Here is an 18,712-nt window from a genome sequence, read left to right on the forward strand (position 1 = left end):
CTTGAACGCGTCTTGAATCGCTTTCTCAATTCGACTCGCGACAAATAACCAAGGAGATTGTGGCATAAGTAGCTAATGGCAGCCGCGCAGCGCGGGTGAAAGTTTCAACGCGCGCTTGCTCAGCGGCGCAGGGGATTTGACGAAAACGTCAGCTACCGTTCAGTAACCGGCGACGGCGGGCCGATTTATGGTTAACGCCGGCGTGCGGCTAGAGCACCCGAAATGCGACGCACAGCGACTCCAAGAACTGACAACGGATGTTGCCTATTTCGACAGCTGCGCGCAGTACGGTGGCGGTATGCCCGACGAACCGACCACTGAAGGCGCCGCCGACGCCGGATACGACGACGCCGGTGTGCCTGCGTTCGAGTCCGTGCGCGACAAGATCGAGGCGAGGTACGCGACGGCACAAGGCTCCGCCGAACTCGATGCGGAGTCACCCGAGGGGCGCTCGGTCGAGGACGAGTACGACGAACGCCGGCGCGCCGCGGCCGAGCGGCTGGCCCAGATCCGCGAGTCGATGCGACGGGACGGCGACGCGTGAGGAACGCCGGGGCCTGCGCGGCCGTTGAGGGATTTGCCAGATGCCTTGCCCGACAACGCTATCGGCCGCTATCGCGAAAGCGGGCTCAGGCGGTGGCTTTGCGGCGCCGGGTCGATCGGCGCGCGGGAGCGCTGGCCGGCGGTGCGCTGCGCCCGATGACCTCGGCGAGGAACTTCCCGGTGTAGCTCTCGGGCACCGCCGCGACGTCCTCCGGAGTGCCTTCCGCGACAACGGTTCCGCCCTCGGCGCCGCCTTCCGGGCCCATGTCGACGATCCAGTCCGAGGTCTTGATGACGTCCAGGTTGTGTTCGATGACGATGACCGTATTGCCCTTGTCGACAAGGCCATTGATGACCTTGAGCAGCTTGCGGATGTCGTCGAAATGCAGTCCCGTGGTGGGCTCGTCGAGGATGTAGATGGTGCGTCCGGTGGAGCGCTTCTGCAGTTCGGCGGCCAGTTTGACGCGCTGCGCCTCGCCGCCGGACAGCGTCGGCGCCGGCTGGCCGAGCCGCACATAACCGAGGCCGACGTCGACCAGGGTGCGCAGATAGCGGTGGATGCCGGTGATCGGCTCGAAGAATTCGGCCGCCTCCTCGATGGACATGTCCAGCACCTCGGAAATGGTCTTGCCCTTGTAATGCACCTCGAGGGTTTCCCGGTTGTACCGGGCGCCATGACACACCTCGCACGGGACGTACACGTCCGGCAAAAAGTTCATCTCGATCTTGATGGTGCCGTCACCGGTGCACGCTTCGCAGCGGCCGCCCTTGACGTTGAACGAGAACCGCCCCGGTTGGTAGCCACGGACTTTGGCCTCGGTGGTGGCGGCGAACAGGGTGCGGATCTTGTCGAACACGCCGGTGTAGGTGGCCGGATTCGACCGCGGCGTGCGCCCGATCGGCGACTGGTCCACCCGCACCAGCTTGTCCAGGTGGTCAAGTCCGGTGACCCGGGTGTGACGCCCGGGAACCTGCCGGGCGCCGTTGAGCCGGTTGGCCAGCACCGCCGCGAGGATGTCGTTGACCAGAGTCGACTTGCCGGACCCGGACACGCCGGTCACCGACGTGAGCACCCCGAGCGGGAACGAGACGTCGATGCCGCGCAGGTTGTGCTCGCGGGCGCCGACGACGGTGAGCTGACGGCGCCGGTCGACGGGACGCCGGATCGCCGGCATCTCGATGCTTTCCTTGCCCGACAGGTAGGCGCCCGTGATCGAGTCCTTGTTGGCCAGCAGCTCGCTGTAGGGGCCGCTGTGCACAATCTGGCCGCCGTGCTCGCCGGCCCGCGGGCCGATGTCCACGATCCAGTCGGCGTGCGCGATGGTGTCCTCGTCGTGCTCGACGACAATCAGAGTGTTGCCCAAACCCCTTAGGCGAGTGAGGGTTTCGATGAGGCGACGGTTGTCGCGCTGATGCAGCCCGATGGACGGCTCATCGAGCACGTAGAGCACGCCCACCAGACCGGACCCGATCTGGGTGGCCAGCCGAATGCGTTGCGCCTCACCGCCGGACAGCGTGGCCGCCGCGCGGGACAGCGACAGATATTCCAGCCCGACGTCGAGCAAAAAGCCCAGCCGCGACTGGATTTCCTTGAGCACCTGCCCGGCGATCGCCTGCTCGCGCGGCCCCAGGGTGAGGGTGTTGAGGAAGTCGGCGCAATCGGAGATCGACAGCTCACAGACCTCGGCGATGGACTTCTTGCCGCGATTCCCCGCGCTCAACGACACGGCCAGGATCTCCGGCTTGAGCCGGGTGCCCTCGCAGACCGGGCACGGCACGTCGCGCATGAAGCCCTCGTAGCGTTCCTTCATCTGCTCGGATTCGGTCTGCGCCATCTTGCGCTGCAAAAACGCCAGCACGCCCTCGAAATCGGCGTAATACGACCGGGTTCGGCCGTACCGGTTGCGGTACCGCACGTGCACCTGATGGTCGGAGCCCTCGAGGATCGCCTTGCGGGCCTTGGCCGGCAGCTTGCGCCACGGGGTGTCGACGTCGAAGCCCAGCTCGTCACCGAGCCCGGCCATCATCCGGGTGAAGTACTCCCCCGTGTGGCCCGTCGACCACGGCGCCACCGCGCCCTCGGCCAGGGTGCGCTCGGGGTCGGGCACCACCAGGTCGGGGTCGACCTCCTTGCGGATGCCCAGGCCGCTGCACTCGGGGCAGGCGCCGTACGGCGAGTTGAACGAGAACGACCGCGGCTCCAGGTCGTCGACGGCCAGCGCGTGGCCGTTGGGGCAGGCCAGCTTCTCGGAGAACCGCTGCTCGCGATTGTGGGCGTCGTGCTCGTGATCGACGAACTCGAGCACCACGATGCCGTCGGCCAGGTTCAGCGCGGTTTCCACCGAGTCGGTGAGCCGCTGCTTCGCGCTGGCCTTCACGGTGAGGCGGTCCACCACCACCTCGATGTCGTGCTTCTCCTGCTTCTTCAGCTTCGGCGGATCGGTCAGCGGATGCACGACGCCGTCGACCCGGACCCGGCTGTAGCCCTGGGCGTTGAGCTTCTCGAAGAGGTCGGCGAACTCGCCCTTGCGGGTGCGCACCACCGGGGCGAGCACCTGGAACCGGGTGCCCTCCGGCATCGCCAGCACCTGGTCCACGATTTGCTGCGGGGTCTGGCGGGCGATCCGCTCACCACACACCGGGCAGTGCGGGGTGCCCGCGCGCGCGTACAGCAACCGCAGGTAGTCGTAGACCTCGGTGATGGTGCCGACCGTCGACCTCGGGTTGCGGTTGGTCGACTTCTGGTCGATGGACACCGCCGGGGACAGGCCCTCGATGAAGTCCACGTCCGGCTTGTCCATCTGCCCGAGGAACTGGCGGGCGTAGGCCGACAGCGACTCCACGTAGCGCCGCTGCCCCTCGGCGAAAATCGTGTCGAAGGCCAGCGACGACTTGCCCGAACCCGACAGCCCGGTGAAGACGATCAGCGCGTCGCGGGGCAGGTCGAGGTCGACGCCGCGCAGGTTGTGCTCGCGGGCGCCCTTGATGATCAGACGGTCAGCCAACGCTGCCCCTCTCAGGAACTATCGGCAACTTTCCGTAGCCGCAAAGCCGATCCGGATCGGAATTGCGCACGGCGCATTCCATGCTATGTGTCCATACCGACAAGCAGCGTGTGACCAGTAACGTGGCCGCTATGACTGCCCAGGACGGCCCCACTGACAAGCTCGTCGACAACTACACGGGACACGTCGACCCTGGTACCGCGGCCCGCCGGACCCTACCCGGCGCCACGATCATAAAGGCGTCGGTGGGCCCCATGGACAACAATGCTTATCTGGTGACGTGTTCCGCCACCGGCGAAACACTGCTCATCGACGCCGCCAACGATGCCGACGACCTGATCGGCCTCATCCGGCAGAACGCGCCGAAGGTGTCGTTGATCGTGACCAGCCATCAGCACTTCGACCACTGGCAGGCGCTGGACGCCGTGGCGAAGGCGACCGGCGCGCCGACCGCCGCCAATGAAATTGACGCCGAGGCGCTGCCGGTCAAGCCGGATCGTTTGCTGGCGGGCGGTGACACGGTGCGGATCGGCCAGCTGAACTTCGACGTCATCCACCTGCGGGGCCACACCCCCGGATCGATCGCGCTGGCCCTCGACGGACCCGCGACCGGCGGGGTCACGCAGTTGTTCACCGGCGACTGCCTGTTCCCGGGCGGTGTCGGCAAGACTTGGCAGCCCGGCGATTTCGAGCAGCTGCTCGACGACGTCACCACCCGGGTGTTCGACGTGTATGACGACTCGACCGTCATCTACCCCGGCCACGGCGACGACACGGTGTTGGGCGCCGAGCGCCCCCACCTGAGCGAATGGCGGGCGCGGGGCTGGTAGCCGCCGGCAGGCCGGGCTGTTACGTCGTGGTGTGCACGATCAGGACGTCGGTCTTGGCCCGCCGCGACACGTTGGCCGGCACCGATCCCAGCAGCCGGCCGGCGATGGTGCTCAGACCGACGTTGCCGACCACGAGCAGGTCGGCGTGCTCTTCCTCGGCGAGGTGCACCAGCGCGTCGACCGGCGCCCCCACGATCGGGCGCTCGTCGATGTTTTGCGCACCGGCCGCCTGGGCGCGGTCCTTGGCGTCGCGCAGAATCGCGTAAATCGGCGCGGTGCCCGAAACCTTGTAGCTTTCGTCCCGGAGGGCGTCGGCGGCCCGGGCGTCCTCATGTTGGGGCAAGTACGCCGAGGCCACGATCAGCTTGGCGTCCGGCCCGGCGATCTGCGCCGCCTTCTCCACTGCGCGCATCGACGAGTCCGAGCCATCGGTTCCTACCACCACAGTCCGATAGGCGCCCATTTACCCTCCCAGTTTCGGTTGGTCAGCCAACCCAAGACAGTATCGCGTTTGCTCGATGCAGAGGAGATAGATGAACGACACGGTGTGGCGTGGCGCACCCGCGATTTGCGGCGTCTGGCTGCGCCAACGGACAATATCGACAATGACGAAACAATCGCATGCTCGGGGCGATAACGGAAAGCATTGCATGACGCCGCTTTTCGTGAATACGGGCGCGAACTGCGATTGCGGCGGGTGCTGTTTGTGACCGGCCCGACCGGCCGCGCCCTACAGTAACAATCATCATGTCCATGCCCACCCTCGAGCCGATTTTCGAGCCGCGCGCCGGGGATGTTGTCGACAAACCCGTCGCCGAGCGCCCCCGCGGCAGGTTGCTCGACCCGTGGGCGATCGCCCTGTTCGCCACCGCCGTCAGCGCCGCCTGGGCCTGCCGGCCGTCGCTGTGGTTCGACGAGGGGGCCACGATCTCGGCCGCGGCGAGCCGGACGCTGCCCGAGCTGTGGCGGCTGCTGGGCCACATCGACGCCGTGCATGGGCTGTATTACCTGGTGATGCACGGTTGGTTCGCGCTGTTTCCGCCCACCGAGTTCTTCTCGCGGCTGCCCAGCGCGCTGGCGGTGGGCGCCGCCGCCGGCGGCGTCACGGTGTTCACCAAGCGGTTCGCGACGCGGTCGACGGCGGTGTGCGCCGGCGTCGTCTTCGCCATCCTGCCCCGCACGACGTGGGCCGGCATGGAGGCGCGTTCGTATGGCTTCGTGGCGGCCGCGTCGGTGTGGCTGACGGTGTTGTTCGTGGCCGCCGTCCGGCGCAACAGGCCGCACCGGTGGATTTGCTACGCGCTGGGATTGATGCTGTCGATCCTGCTGAACGTCAACCTGGTGTTGCTGGTGCCGGTGTACGGCGCGATCCTGCCCCTGCTGCTCCCCGCGGGGGCCCGCAGGTCCCCGGTCTTGTGGTGGGCCGGCAGTTCGGCCGTCGCGGTCGGGGCCATGGTTCCGTTCGCGCTGTTCGCTCATGGCCAGGTGTGGCAGGTCGGCTGGATCTACCCGGTGAGCTGGCATTACGGCTTCGACATCATCCTGCGGCAGTACTTCGACCACAGCGTCGCTGTTGCCGTGCTGAGCGCGGTGCTGATCGTCGCGGCGGCGCTGTCCCGGCTGGCCGGTGCGCCGGCCCCGGCCGGCGACCCGCGCCGCTTGCTGATGCTCTGCGCGGCGTGGATGGTCATTCCGACCGCGCTCATCGTCATCTATTCGGCCGTCAGCGAACCGATCTACTACCCGCGCTATCTGATCTTCACCGCGCCCGCGATGGCCATCGTCCTGGCCGTCTGCATCGCCACGCTGGCGCGCCGGTCCTGGCTCATAATCGCCGCGGTGCTGCTGTTCGCCATCGCCGCGGTGCCGAATTACCTGTTCGTCCAGCGCTGGCCGTACGCCAAGGAGGGCTGGGACTACAGCCAGGTCGCCGACCTGATCGCCTCACACGCCGCCCCCGGCGACTGCCTGATGGTGGACAACACCGTGCCGTGGCGGCCCGGCCCGATCCGGGCGCTGCTGGCCACCCGGCCAGCGGCCTTCCGGTCGCTGATCGACGTCGAGCGCGGTGTGTACGGCCCGAAGGTCGGCTCGCTGTGGGACGGCCACGTCGCCGTATGGCTGACCACGGCCAAAATCAACAAATGCTCGACCATCTGGACCATTACCAACAAAGACGCGTCGCTGCCCGATCACCAATCGGGACATTCGCTGCCGCCCGGAAGCGCATTCGGGCGCGCCCCGGCGTACCGATTCCCGGGCTACCTCGGCTTCCACATTGTCGAGCGCTGGCAATTCCACTACTCGCAGGTGGTCAAGTCCACGCGGTGATCGCCGAGCGGCTCAGCCCACGCTGACGACCGGCCGCGCCTGGCGCGTGGCGCGGGTCGCGGCGTACGACACCGCCACACCGGCGGCGCTCAACGCGGTGAAGACCGTGAACAGCAGGTGGGCCGCCATCGCCTCGCCGCCGGTGGCGGTGTTGACGACGACGCCGGCCAGCCCGGCGCCGATCGCCGCGGAGGTCAGCTGGACGGTGTTGATCGCCGCCGAGGCGGCGCCGCCCTCCGCGGGATCGTCGACGCTGGCCATCGCGCGGGCCGACAGGTGCGGCCAGGCCATCCCGATCCCGACGCCGGCGACCAGCAGGGCCACCGCCCACAGCGCGGCGGTCCAGGCGGACCCGTCGCCGTGCCGGGCCACCGCCCCCAGCGCCAGGCCGGACGCCGCCACCAGCGGCGCCACCATGACCACCCGCCCGATCGTCCGGGGGTTTTCCAGCGAGGCGCTGACGATTTCGCTGACCGTCCACCCGAGGGCGAGCGCGGCGCCCAGGAATCCGGCCGCGATCGGCGTCAGATGGGCCAACCGCTGCCCGAACAGCGGCACGTACGTGTTCACCATCGCCGCGCCCATCAGGACGCCCATGGTCAGATAGATCCACTTCAACGGCCCGGGAGAGAACACGCTGGGCGGCAGGATGGCCGCGTGCATGCGCCAGTCGACGATCACGAACAGGACGACAAGCAGGATGCCGGCCGCGAGCAGCCCGTACGTCGCGACGGTGTTGCGCGGAATCTGCGCGGCGCTGACGGCGAGTGCGGCCACACCGATGATCAGCAGCGACCACACGGGCACCTTCATCCGCGGGATGCCGTTCGTCGGGTCGACGCGGGCCAGCGCGACGGGCACCAGCATCGCCATCAGGACGGTCAGGATGGCCATCGCGACAAAGGCCCACCGCCAGATGCCGAGCTGTGCGAACAGGCCGCCCGTCGTCGGGCCCACCACGGTCGCCACGCCCCACATCGCCGACACCAGCGCGGAGCCCCGGGTCCACAGCCAGCGGGGCAGCGCGGAGTTGATCACCGCATAGCCCAGGCCCGCCAGCAGCCCCCCGGCCACCCCCTGCATCGCCCGCCCAGCAATCAAAACATGCATGGTGGGCGCGGCGGCACAAACCAGGCTGGCGATGCCGAACACGGCGAGTCCGAACAAATACGACGACCGCGCCCCGACGCGCAGCAGCATCGGATTGACCATCGTCGCCGCGACCACCGACCCGACCAGGTACAGCGTCGTCACCCACGCGTAGAGCCGACTTCCGCCGATCTCGGCGATGGTGTTGGGCAACAAGCTGGTGGTCAGGAACTCGTTGGTGGCGTAAAGCGCTACCCCGCCGGCCAACAGGATTGACGTCCTCAGATACCTGGCGCCCAGCAGCTCTCGCCAGCCGCCGGTGATAGTCGCCGCGTCGGTCACCCCTCTACCGTATGGGGTGCGGCGGGGATACCGGCCGGAGATCGGTTGCCAGCAAACTCATTTCAGGCCGGCGGCGTCCATCCCGCGCAGTTCCTTCTTGAGGTCGGCGATCTCGTCCCGGAACCGGGCGGCCAGCTCGAACTGCAGGTCGCGGGCGGCGGCCATCATCTGCGCGGTCAGGTCCTTGATCAGGTCGGCCAGCTCGGCGCGGGGCATGCTCGCGGTGTCGCGCCCCTCGAACACCCCGGCGCTGACCGCGCGGCCCGGCTCGCCCTGTGCGCGCCGACCGCGGGACGCATTGCGCCCTGACCCGCCGATCTCCACCGTTTCGCTGTCATCCGCCTCGCGATAGACCTGGTCGAGGATGTCGGCGATCTTCTTGCGCAGCGGTTGCGGGTCGATCCCGTGGGCCTCGTTGTAGGCGACCTGCTTCGCCCGGCGCCGTTCGGTCTCGTCGATCGCCTCCTTCATCGAGTCGGTGATCGTGTCGGCGTACATGTGCACTTCGCCGGAGACGTTGCGGGCGGCGCGGCCGATGGTTTGGATCAGGCTGCGCGCCGACCGCAGGAACCCCTCTTTGTCGGCATCCAGGATGGCGACGAGCGACACCTCGGGCAGGTCCAGGCCCTCGCGCAGCAGGTTGATACCGACCAGCACGTCGTACTCGCCGAGCCGCAGCTGGCGCAGCAGCTCCACCCGGCGCAGCGTGTCGACCTCCGAGTGCAGATAGCGCACCCGGATCCCCATCTCGAGCAGGTAGTCGGTGAGGTCCTCGGCCATCTTCTTGGTGAGCGTCGTGACCAGCACGCGCTGGTCGGCGTCGGTGCGCTTGCGGATCTCGCCGATCAGGTCGTCGATCTGCCCCTTGGTCGGCTTGACCACCACCTTCGGGTCCACCAGGCCGGTGGGCCGGATGACCTGCTCGACGAACTCGCCACCGGACTGGCTGAGCTCGTAGGGGCCCGGGGTGGCCGACAGATACACCGTCTGCCCGATGCGGTCGGCGAACTCCTCCCACGTCAGCGGGCGGTTATCGCACGCCGACGGCAACCGGAACCCGTATTCGACCAGGTTGCGCTTGCGCGACATGTCGCCCTCGTACATGCCGCCGATCTGCGGCACGGTGACGTGCGACTCGTCGATGACCATCAGGAAATCTTCCGGGAAGTAGTCGAGCAGGGTCGCCGGCGGCGAGCCCGCCCCCCGGCCGTCGATGTGGCGCGAGTAGTTCTCGATGCCCGAGCAGAACCCGACCTGGCGCATCATTTCGATGTCGTAGTTGGTGCGCATCCTCAGGCGCTGCGCCTCGAGCAGCTTGCCCTGGCCCTCCAGCTCGGCCAGCCGGGCGGCCAGTTCCTCCTCGATCGTCGAGATGGCGTGGGCCATCCGCTCGGGACCGGCCACGTAGTGGGTGGCCGGGAAGATGCGCAGCGAGTCGACCTGGCGGATCACGTCGCCCGTCAGCGGGTGCAGGTAATACAGCGCCTCGATCTCGTCGCCGAAGAACTCGATGCGCACCGCCAGCTCTTCGTAGGACGGGATGATCTCCACCGTGTCACCGCGCACCCGGAAAGACCCGCGGGTGAAGGACAGGTCGTTGCGGGTGTACTGGACGTCGACCAGCAGCCGCAGCAGCCCGTCCCGGGGCACCTCGTTGCCGACCCGCAGCTCCACCGAGCGGTCCAGGTACGACTGCGGTGTGCCCAGGCCGTAGATGCACGACACCGACGCCACCACGACCACGTCGCGCCGCGACAGCAGCGACGACGTCGCGGAGTGCCTCAACCGCTCCACGTCGTCGTTGATCGAGCTGTCCTTCTCGATGTAGGTGTCGGTCTGCGCGATGTACGCCTCGGGCTGGTAGTAGTCGTAGTACGACACGAAGTACTCAACGGCGTTGTGCGGCAACATCTCCCGCAACTCATTGGCCAGCTGGGCGGCCAGCGTCTTGTTGGGCGCCATCACCAGGGTCGGCCGCTGCAGCCGCTCGATGAGCCAGGCGGTGGTGGCCGACTTCCCGGTGCCGGTGGCGCCGAGCAGCACCACGTCGCGCTCCCCCGCCCTGATCCGGCGCTCCAGCTCGTCGATGGCCGCCGGCTGGTCCCCCGCAGGATCGTGCGGGCTGACCACTTCGAAGCGGCCGCCGACGCGCACCAACCCCGCCACGGCCTCTTCCGCCGGGCGATATTCCGAATGAGCGACTACTGGATGTTCCGTGGCAAATGCCATGCCACCAGGGTAGAGGCGCTCACCGACAAGTGCGTTGGAGCTGGTCTTTACGAGCCGGCGCGCTCATAGGGGATTCCCGTACAGGCGCGGTTCCGTGACGGGGCGACCTTGATCTTGGCAATGCTCCCCAGACAAGGTTCCTGGTGGTGGCGTGTATCGATACTCGTCGCGGATGTCCGACGGGCGCACAGGTAGATCTTGTTCGAGAGGAAAGCCGTCCCACACGATTCCGTCCGATTCCCCCGGCCGACGGAAAGAACCCCATGGCTGGCCCTCTTCCAGATCCAGGAGATAGTAGTAACGCGCCGCCTCCTCGACATCCGGCCAAGGGCCAGGGTCGATGATCGACTCCCTGGTGTCGCGCACGAGCCCCCAAATTCTGTCCGATGGCGGCGCCGCGTACACGAGGTACATCGTTGGTCCGTCGGTCCACGCATGTGAGACCAGGAACGGCTTGCTTCCTCGTCTGTTCTCATCTTCGATGTGGCGCAATAGGTTCCGCAGCACTCGTGCTGCGAATTCGCTATGCACGTCGGAAGTTTCAGTTGATGGGCACATTGGTGTTCCAGCCCCATCCCTTTTTGGTCTCCGCATCGTAGTAACCGCGTCGGAGAACGACGCGGTTGCCGTCTAAATCGGTGGCCTCGGCGACCACCTCATTGACGGGGTACGTCCCCGGTGGCGGTGGTGCTTGCTTGAACGTGTGGTTGTCGACGGCTTGGATTTTGGGTTTTCGGTCCAGCCCGGGTGGATTCGGTTCCGGCGGGAAGGTGTCGCGGATCCCGGCCATGGCCGCGCTGACTTTGCCGGCGACCTGTTGATCCAGGGCGACCACTTGCGCAGCACGTTGGCGAATATCACCGGCGTATGTTTCCGCCTGAGCTTGCCGGGCGGCGCGCTGCGCAATCGAACCGGCAGTCGAACGATCGGTGACCGACATGTCTTCGCGCACATCGAACCCCGCCCTAAAGGCGTCCTCGACGACATATCGAACTCGCGAGCGTGCCGCGGACAAGTCGGAGGCCCCGCCTCGGGCGGCTTTTGCCGCGAGTTGCAGTTGGTCGACAACCGCGCTTGTTTTCTGCATGTCGGCGTGCGTCGTGGTGTGCAACGCATCAGCGGCGCGACCTTGCCAATCAACGGATAGGCCATCACGCCAGACTTGATTGGCCACCGTGTAATTGCGTGCCCCCACGGCCTCCCAGTAATCGGCTGCGTCGGTCAGGTGTTGGGTCGGCCAGGACAGCACCTGCGAGAGGATGGGAGAGCCCCCGACTGCTGTCATGGGCTACACGACAATCGCCGAATGGGTCACTGCGGTCATCTCGTCAGCCGCGTCAGCTTCGTTGAGGGTGTAGCGGCCGTCGGCTTCGGTGACACGAGTTGCGTGGGTCTGCACCCGACCGGCCAGCGCAGCCGTGAATGCCATGACGTCGGCATGGGCGATGTTGACGGCGGCCGCGCTGGCCTGGCACGACAATCCCGGCGCAACCGGAGCGATCGAAGCCTGTAGTTCGCCCGCCGACGCCTCCCACCGGGAGGCCATCGCCTGCAGCCCGGCCGTGTCCACGCGTACTACCTGCATGGGCGCAAGTTTATTTGGAATGCGTCGCCGCGAAAGTCACTCAGCGCTGCGATGCGCCCGCCCACATCCGTCACATGGGTACCAGGAGGGAACGACGAGGCGGTTCCCGAACCTGCTAGCGCATCCGCTAGCGGATGTGAAAGTCACCTATTGGTCCCTGGAGGCTGACCACTCCGCGCGGCCGTCCCCGGCTATCCCGCGGGACGCGTCCACGTCCGGGTGACCGGATCGCATTGCAACAGGTAGCCGTCGCTGGAGGTGCTCATGGCGAACACCGAGGTGCCCGGCCGGTCGCACGAGCTGCCGGCCGCGTGCACGCCCATCGTGATGGGGGCCTTGGCCCAGCTGCTGCCCTCGCACACGATCTGCTCGTTGTTGGTCGGGTCGTAGGCGACCTTGCCGACGTCGGCGCACAACCCGCCGAGCACGGGCGGCGCCGGGGCGGGCGCGGTGGCCGAGGTGTTGATGACCTGGGTGGGGTCGCCCAACGTCACCCCGGCCGGCGCGGCGCCCGCCCGGGTGGCCACCACGGGCACCCGGACCACGGCCCCCTGAGCACCGCACTCGTTGCTGAGTACGGTCTCGGTCTCCGTGCCGCGCAGCGTGCCGTCGGCCTGCGGCGCCAGTGACCAGGCGACGGTTTCCTGCTGGGTGGCCGGGACGTGCCCGTTCGGCTGGGCGCAGCCCACCCGCAGCTGCTCGGGCGCCCCCTGCCAGTAACCACCCACGTAGCGCAGGGTGTCGGCCTGGCCGCCGCCGGCGGTGTTGGCCAGTTGGTGGGTGGCATCGTCGAGCTGGGTCCCGGTCGCCGCGCATCCGTTGGTCGTACAGGCCGACCGGAACGCCCACCAATCGGTGGTGGCCCCGCCGTGGCGGATGCCGATGCCGTTGGTGGTCCGCTTGGTCTGGTCGTAGTCCAGCCGGTACGTCCCATTCAGCGCCGGTCCCCCGGCGGTAGGTGCGGCACTCGCAACGGGGACCGACGGTTTGGACGCGAGGGTGGGGTGGGGCGGCGGCGCGGCGGGCTCGACGGAGTACAGGATCGACCAGGTCGCCGCGACGGCGACGAGCACCGCGCACACCAGCGCCGCGGCCCACCGGGTTTTCGACGAAAAGCGGTGGTTCAAGGCCGCCAGGGCGCCACCGGGTCCGCGCCGGCGGTGCGGTGTCAACGGAACGGCGCGCGGCGGGCGGCGGCCCGCTTCGGAGAACTGCTCGCTGACGGTGGTGGCGAATTCGCGGCAGCGCGCGAACCTGTCCTCGGGCCGTTTGGCCAGCGCCTTCGAGAACACGTCGTCGAGCCCCGCCAGGTCCGGCCGAAAATCGCTGAGCCGAGGAGGGGCCTCGTGCAGGTGCTGGCTGATCACCGCGATCGGGTTGGAATGCTGGAACGGCGGGGCGCCGGTGAGCAGGTGGAAAGCCGTTGCCGCCAAAGCATATTGGTCGGCCCGCCCGTCGATAGGCGCACCCGCAAGCTGCTCGGGCGCGGCGTAGGCCACCGTTCCCACCGCGACATTGGTCTCGGTGATGCCGCTCACGTCACCCAGGTGACGCGCGACACCGAAGTCCGCCAACAGGATTCGGCGCTCCCCATCCTCAGGATGGGTGAGCAGGATGTTGGCGGGCTTGACGTCGCGGTGCAGCAGGCCACGGTCATGCGCGTAGTCCAGCGCGCCCGCGACCGCGTGCACGATGGCGCCCACCTCGTGAATCGGCATGCCTTCGGGGTGGCTCTCTTTGACCAACCGCGACGCATCGGTGCCCTCGACATAGTCCATAGAAATCCACAGATGCCCGTTGAATGCGCCGCGGTCGTGGACGCCGACGATGTGCGGATGCCACAGCGTCGCCGCGAGATCGGCTTCCCGGTTGAACCTTTCGCGGAACTCGGGATCGGCCGTCACCGCCTCGGCGAGAACCTTGATCACGTCGCGGCGCGGCAGCCGCGGATGCAACGCCAGGTAGACCTCGGCCATGCCGCCGGCGCCCAGCTGCCGCAAGATCGTGTAGCCGGCGAAGGACGCGCCGTTTCCCACCGCAAGGCGCGGCGCACTGGACTCGCTGCGCGGTTGTGCCGCTTCGGGTTCCGCGTTCGGCGCGGAACTTACCGGTGGTATCCGGCGAAACAGCTGCCCGATCGGCATGGCGGGCAGCGAGTGAAAACCCGCGCGCAGGGCCTCACGGGCCTGGCGCGGGTTGCCCAGCAGTCGTCGCCCGGTGCCGATGCGCCGGGTCGTTCGCTTGTGCTCATCCATTAATCGCTTGGCCCCCTCGTTCGAATAATGCCGCACGCCAGTGGGCGATTCGACTCAGCCGACTATGAAAGCGCTATGAATCGCCGAGCCGAAACAAAGGGAAGTCACAGCCGGATCTCATCGAAGCATGGCCGGCGCGGCCCGATACTTGAGTGGTGACTCGACCCGCCCCGCCCCTCCTGACGATTCGGCACGACGGGTCCCAACGATCCTTCGCGGCCGGACACGAAGTGGTCGTCGGACGCGACGTGCAGGCCGACGTGCGGATCGCCGATCCGCGAATCTCGCGCGCGCATCTGATCCTGCGTTTCGACCAAGGCCGCTGGCTGGCAATCGATAACGGCTCCCTGAACGGGACCTATCTCAACGGTTACCGGATGCCGGTCATCGACATCCACGACGGCCAGAGCATCCACGTCGGGAACCCGCGGGGCCCGCACCTGACCTTCGCGATCGGGCCCCGCCAGGGCCACGCCGGCCGCCCGGCCCGCACCCGGCCCCGCCACGATTCCGGCCCGCCGACACTGGCGTGGTCAGCGCCGGGCGCGCAACCGAACGCGCCGCATCGGCCGCCGCCGGGCCGGGGCGGTCCACCCGAGCCGCCGACCGTCGTCCACTCCGTTTCACCCGCAACGGAATTCACGGTGATCGACGCCAAGACTGCCGACGTGTCGAACCTGGCGACGCGTTTTGTGAGATTGCTCTCCCCGCGCGCGTCGTCCGCCGCGGGCACCACCGGCGCAATGACCATCGGGCGTGCCCCCGAAAACGACATCGTCGTCCCCGACGTGTTGGCGTCGCGTCAGCACGCGACCTTGGTCCCCACGCCGCTGGGCACCGAGATCCGGGACAACAGCGTCAACGGCACGTTCGTCAACGGCACCCGGGTCGGGTCGGCGATCCTGTCCGACGACGACGTCGTCACCATCGGCAACGTCGACCTGGTCTTTCGCGCCGGCACGCTCACCCCACACAGCGAGGCCGCGACACGCACCGGCGGCCTCGAGGTGCGCAACGTCAAGTACGTCGTCGACAACGGAAAACAACTGCTCGACGACATCTCGCTGATCGCCCGTCCCGGAACACTGACGGCCGTGATCGGCGGGTCGGGCGCCGGAAAGAGCACCCTGGCCAGGCTCATCGCCGGCTACACCACCCCGAGCTCGGGCTCAGTTACGTTCGAGGGACACAACATTCACGCCGAGTACGCGTCCCTGCGCAGCAGGATCGGCATGGTGCCCCAAGACGACGTGGTGCATCGCCAGCTGACCGTCAACCAGGCGCTGGGCTACGCCGCCGAGCTGCGGCTGCCGCCCGACACGGGCAAAGCGGACCGCGCCAAGGTCGTCGCCCAGGTGCTCGACGAGCTCGACCTGACCAAGCACGCCGACACCCGCGTGGACAAGCTCTCCGGCGGGCAGCGCAAACGCGCGTCGGTGGCGCTCGAGCTGCTGACCGGGCCGTCACTGCTGATCCTCGACGAGCCCACCTCGGGCCTGGACCCCGCGCTCGACCTGCAGGTCATGACGATGCTGCGCCAGTTGGCCGACGCCGGCCGCGTCGTGCTGGTGGTCACGCACTCGCTGTCCTACCTGGACGTCTGCGACCAGGTGTTGCTGATGGCCCCCGGCGGTAAGACGGCCTACCGCGGCTCGCCCGAGCAGATCGGCGACGCGATGGGGACCACCAACTGGGCCAAGATCTTCACCCAGGTCGGTGCGGACCCGGACGAGGCGAACCGTCGCTTTGTGGAACGGAGCGAGGCCCAAAAGCGCGTGCCGGACAAGGCCGATGAGCCCAGCGGCCTCGGCGAGCCGGTGCACACCAGCGTGCGACGCCAGATCTCGACCATCGCCCGACGGCAATTTCGCCTCGTCGTCGCCGACCGCGCCTACTTCGTCTTCCTGGCGCTGCTGCCGTTCATCCTGGGTTCGCTGTCATTGACCGTCCCGGGCAGCAACGGATTTCGTGCGCCCGGGCCGAACGCGGGAACGCCCGACGAGGCCGCGCAGATACTCGCCCTGTTGATGCCGGCCGCGGCATTCATGGGCACCGCGTTGACGATTCGCGACCTGGTCGGCGAGCGGGCCATCTTTCAGCGGGAGCAGGCGGTCGGCCTGTCGACCACCGCCTACCTGCTCGCCAAGAGCGCGGTGTTCTGCGCGTTCGCCATCCTGCAGTCGGCGATCGTCACGGCGATCGTGGTGGCCGGCAAGGGCGCACCCACGCGCGGCGCGGTTCTGTTCGGCCACTCCACGCTCGGGGCCACCGTCGAACTGTTTACCACCGTCGCCGCGACGTGCGTCGCGTCGGCCATCCTGGGACTGGCCATCTCGTCGCTGGTGCGCTCCAGCGAGCAGATCATGCCGCTGTTCGTGGTGACCGTGATGGCGCAGCTGGTGCTGTGCGGCGGCATGGTGCCCGTGACCGGCCGGCTCGGCCTGAACCAGCTGTCCTGGGCGATGCCGGCGCGCTGGGGCTATGCCGCCGCCTCGTCGACGGTGGACCTGCGGCACCTGGTGCCCGATTCGCTGCTGTCGCAGGACAGGTTCTGGCAGCACACGCCGAAGAGCTGGCTGCTCGACATGGGCATGCTGGCCGCGCTGTCGCTGCTGTATGCCGGCTTTGTGCGGTGGAAGATCCGGTTGCGCCGGTAGGGTGACATCATTCAGGAGGAAAAGCGACATTCATCCACCGAAACACGAAACGTTCGACCTGGCGGGCCGCACCAACACCGATCCCAAGGGCATTGTGCGGGCCGTGGACGAGTATGCGGTGCGCCCGTGGGGTCTCTATGTCGCGCGTCCCACCCCCGGCCGCGCCCAGTTCCACTACCTCGAGTCGTGGCTGCTGCCGTCCTTGGGCTTGCGCGCCACGGTCTTTCACTTCAATCCCGGCCATGAACGCGACCACGACTACTACCTGGATGTGGGCGAATACACGCCGGGCCCCGAGGTATGGCGTTCCGAGGATCATTACCTCGACATCGAGGTACGCACCGGTGCCCGCGCGGAACTGGCCGATGTCGACGAGTTGCTCGACGCGGTGCGCCACGGCCTGCTAACCCCCGAGGTCGCGGAGCTGGCGGTGCAACGCGCCGTGGCCGCGGTGGATGGATTGGCCCGCAACGGCTATGACCTGTCGCGGTGGCTGGCCGGCGGCGGCATGGAACTGACCTGGCTCAGCTCAACGGGAGTTTGAGAAACGGTGTGGTCGTGGGTTGGGCGGAGCCCTGCCCCGGTTCGGCCGTCACCGCGAGCACGGTGCTGTGCCCTAGGTTGGGCACGATGGCGGTGGTGGACGGCTTGACGGTGTCGGCACCCATGGTGCCCGCCGGGCGCGGCCCGTTCTGGTCGATCAGCCACATCTCGTAGACGCTGTCGGGCAGGGGCGGCGCGACGTTGTTCAGCACGACCACCGCCGCGTTGCGTTGCCGGGAGAACACCACGGTAGCGGTGCCACCGGCCGGCAGTTCGGCGGTGGCGGTGTGGACGTCCGGCGCGGCGAAGACGGCCTCCGCCGTCGATGTCGTCGGCGTCGGGCGGAGCGCCACGGTGACGCCGGTAGCGATCACCGCGGCGACCACGGCCGCGGCGGCCGCCAATGCCGCTGTGCGCCAACGTATCCGGCCGGAGCGACGGGGTTCGACGGCCGCCAGCACTTTGGCGCGCAGCCTCGGGTGCGGATCCAGTTCGGTGTGCGCCGACACGACCGCCATCGTCTCGCGAACCGCCCGCACTTCGGCGTGAAATTCCTCGGCGACCGACGGCGGCGCGGCCGCGACGCGTCGCTCGATATCCGCGCGTTCGGCGTCGGAGACGGCGTCGAGCGCGTACGCGGCGGCCAGCTCGAGCAGGGTGAAATCGGATGGGTCGGTCATGGCACATCCAAACAACGACGGAGTTTGCGCAAGGCATCCCGCATCCGCGATTTGATCGTCGACGGGTTCTGCGCAAGACGCTCGGAAACCTGAGCGTAGGTCAGGCCCTGGTAGTAGGCCAATTCGACGCATTGACGCTGGGCGTCGGTCAACCCCTGCAGGCATTCGACGACCCGGTCGCGCTCGTCGCGGGCCATCGCGGCGTCGGCGACGACGTCGCGATCGCGCTCGACATCCGCGGCGCCGTAGCGTGATTCGCGATCCGTCGCCGCTTGTTCGGCACGGACCCGGTCGACGGCCCGCCGGTGCGCCAGCGACAGGATCCACGCCACCGCGCTCCCGGCCGCCGGATCGTAGGCCCGGGCGTTGCGCCACAACTGCAGGTAGATCTCCTGGGTCGTCTCCTCGCTGTATCCGGGATCGCGAAGGACCCGGAACACCAGCCCGAAGACCCGGGCGCGCGTCTGGTCGTAGAGTTGCGCGAACGCATCGGTGTCCCGGTCGGCCACCCGGCGCAGCAACGTATCGAGCTCGCCGCTGACGCGCGCCGAACTACCCATGGCGCGATAGCGTAACGAGTCCCGCGGCGCCGCGCGCACTCGCGCCGTTCGAGCGGCTGCGAG

13 protein-coding genes and 1 pseudogene are annotated in these 18,712 nt (G+C 68.0%); 5 read left to right on the top strand and 9 right to left on the bottom strand.

The features are described from left to right. The first annotated feature begins 298 nt into the window (after positions 1-298). Positions 299-544: a hypothetical protein gene (locus AC0KTM_RS13660; protein WP_472415824.1), complete on the top strand. Its 246-nt coding sequence runs from the start codon at positions 299-301 to the stop codon at positions 542-544. An 85-nt stretch (positions 545-629) separates the two neighbouring features. Here AC0KTM_RS13660 and uvrA read toward each other — a convergent pair whose 3' ends face one another. Further along, positions 630-3,548 carry an excinuclease ABC subunit UvrA gene (gene uvrA / locus AC0KTM_RS13665; protein WP_472415826.1) on the bottom strand — a complete coding sequence of 973 codons (2,919 nt, stop codon included), beginning with the start codon at positions 3,546-3,548 and terminating at the stop codon, positions 630-632. 131 nt (positions 3,549-3,679) lie between these two features. On the opposite strand from uvrA, the gene AC0KTM_RS13670 reads away from it, so the two are divergent. After that, entirely contained in the window at positions 3,680-4,378 is a 699-nt protein-coding gene (locus AC0KTM_RS13670) for an MBL fold metallo-hydrolase (RefSeq protein WP_472415828.1), read from the top strand. Between the two features lie 19 nt (positions 4,379-4,397). Here AC0KTM_RS13670 and AC0KTM_RS13675 read toward each other — a convergent pair whose 3' ends face one another. Next, a complete protein-coding gene (locus AC0KTM_RS13675; RefSeq protein WP_225327499.1) occupies positions 4,398-4,841 on the bottom strand; it encodes a universal stress protein in 444 nt (147 codons plus the stop codon). A gap of 284 nt (positions 4,842-5,125) precedes the next feature. On the opposite strand from AC0KTM_RS13675, the gene AC0KTM_RS13680 reads away from it, so the two are divergent. Further along, positions 5,126-6,709, top strand: a complete 1,584-nt coding sequence (locus tag AC0KTM_RS13680; protein ID WP_472415830.1) for a mannosyltransferase — start codon at positions 5,126-5,128, stop codon at positions 6,707-6,709. A gap of 12 nt (positions 6,710-6,721) precedes the next feature. On the opposite strand, the gene AC0KTM_RS13685 is transcribed toward AC0KTM_RS13680, so the two are convergent. The 5 genes and pseudogenes from AC0KTM_RS13685 to AC0KTM_RS13705 form a co-directional block, all read right to left on the bottom strand. Further along, on the bottom strand, positions 6,722-8,140 hold the full coding sequence (locus tag AC0KTM_RS13685; RefSeq protein ID WP_472415832.1) for an MFS transporter: 1,419 nt from the start codon (positions 8,138-8,140) through the stop codon (positions 6,722-6,724). A 57-nt stretch (positions 8,141-8,197) separates the two neighbouring features. Beyond that, a complete protein-coding gene (gene uvrB, locus AC0KTM_RS13690) occupies positions 8,198-10,369 on the bottom strand; it encodes an excinuclease ABC subunit UvrB (RefSeq protein WP_225327496.1) in 2,172 nt (723 codons plus the stop codon). A 562-nt stretch (positions 10,370-10,931) separates the two neighbouring features. Further along, a pseudogene (locus tag AC0KTM_RS13695) lies at positions 10,932-11,654 on the bottom strand (hypothetical protein); the annotation flags it as partial. A gap of 3 nt (positions 11,655-11,657) precedes the next feature. After that, positions 11,658-11,954, bottom strand: coding sequence for a hypothetical protein (locus AC0KTM_RS13700; protein ID WP_238956141.1), 297 nt, complete (start codon positions 11,952-11,954; stop codon positions 11,658-11,660). 191 nt (positions 11,955-12,145) lie between these two features. After that, a complete protein-coding gene (locus AC0KTM_RS13705) occupies positions 12,146-14,209 on the bottom strand; it encodes a serine/threonine-protein kinase (RefSeq protein WP_238956142.1) in 2,064 nt (687 codons plus the stop codon). 152 nt (positions 14,210-14,361) lie between these two features. Between AC0KTM_RS13705 and AC0KTM_RS13710 the strand changes: the two genes are divergently transcribed. Both AC0KTM_RS13710 and AC0KTM_RS13715 read left to right on the top strand, forming a co-directional pair. Further along, positions 14,362-16,866, top strand: a complete 2,505-nt coding sequence (locus tag AC0KTM_RS13710) for an FHA domain-containing protein (RefSeq protein WP_425326354.1) — start codon at positions 14,362-14,364, stop codon at positions 16,864-16,866. Between the two features lie 94 nt (positions 16,867-16,960). Then, a complete protein-coding gene (locus tag AC0KTM_RS13715; RefSeq protein WP_043955770.1) occupies positions 16,961-17,410 on the top strand; it encodes a ribonuclease FAU-1 family protein in 450 nt (149 codons plus the stop codon). Here AC0KTM_RS13715 and AC0KTM_RS13720 read toward each other — a convergent pair. Both AC0KTM_RS13720 and sigK read right to left on the bottom strand, forming a co-directional pair. After that, positions 17,391-18,089 (bottom strand): anti-sigma factor, encoded by a 699-nt coding sequence (locus AC0KTM_RS13720; protein ID WP_225327493.1) that lies wholly within the window; start codon positions 18,087-18,089, stop codon positions 17,391-17,393. The genes AC0KTM_RS13715 and AC0KTM_RS13720 overlap by 20 nt on opposite strands. After that, entirely contained in the window at positions 18,086-18,649 is a 564-nt protein-coding gene (gene sigK, locus AC0KTM_RS13725) for an ECF RNA polymerase sigma factor SigK (RefSeq protein ID WP_014942324.1), read from the bottom strand. The genes AC0KTM_RS13720 and sigK overlap by 4 nt, the downstream gene beginning before the upstream one ends. Between the last annotated feature and the right edge of the window lie 63 nt (positions 18,650-18,712).

The organism is Mycobacterium sp. NTMscope_Eco_3 (assembly GCF_976985685.1).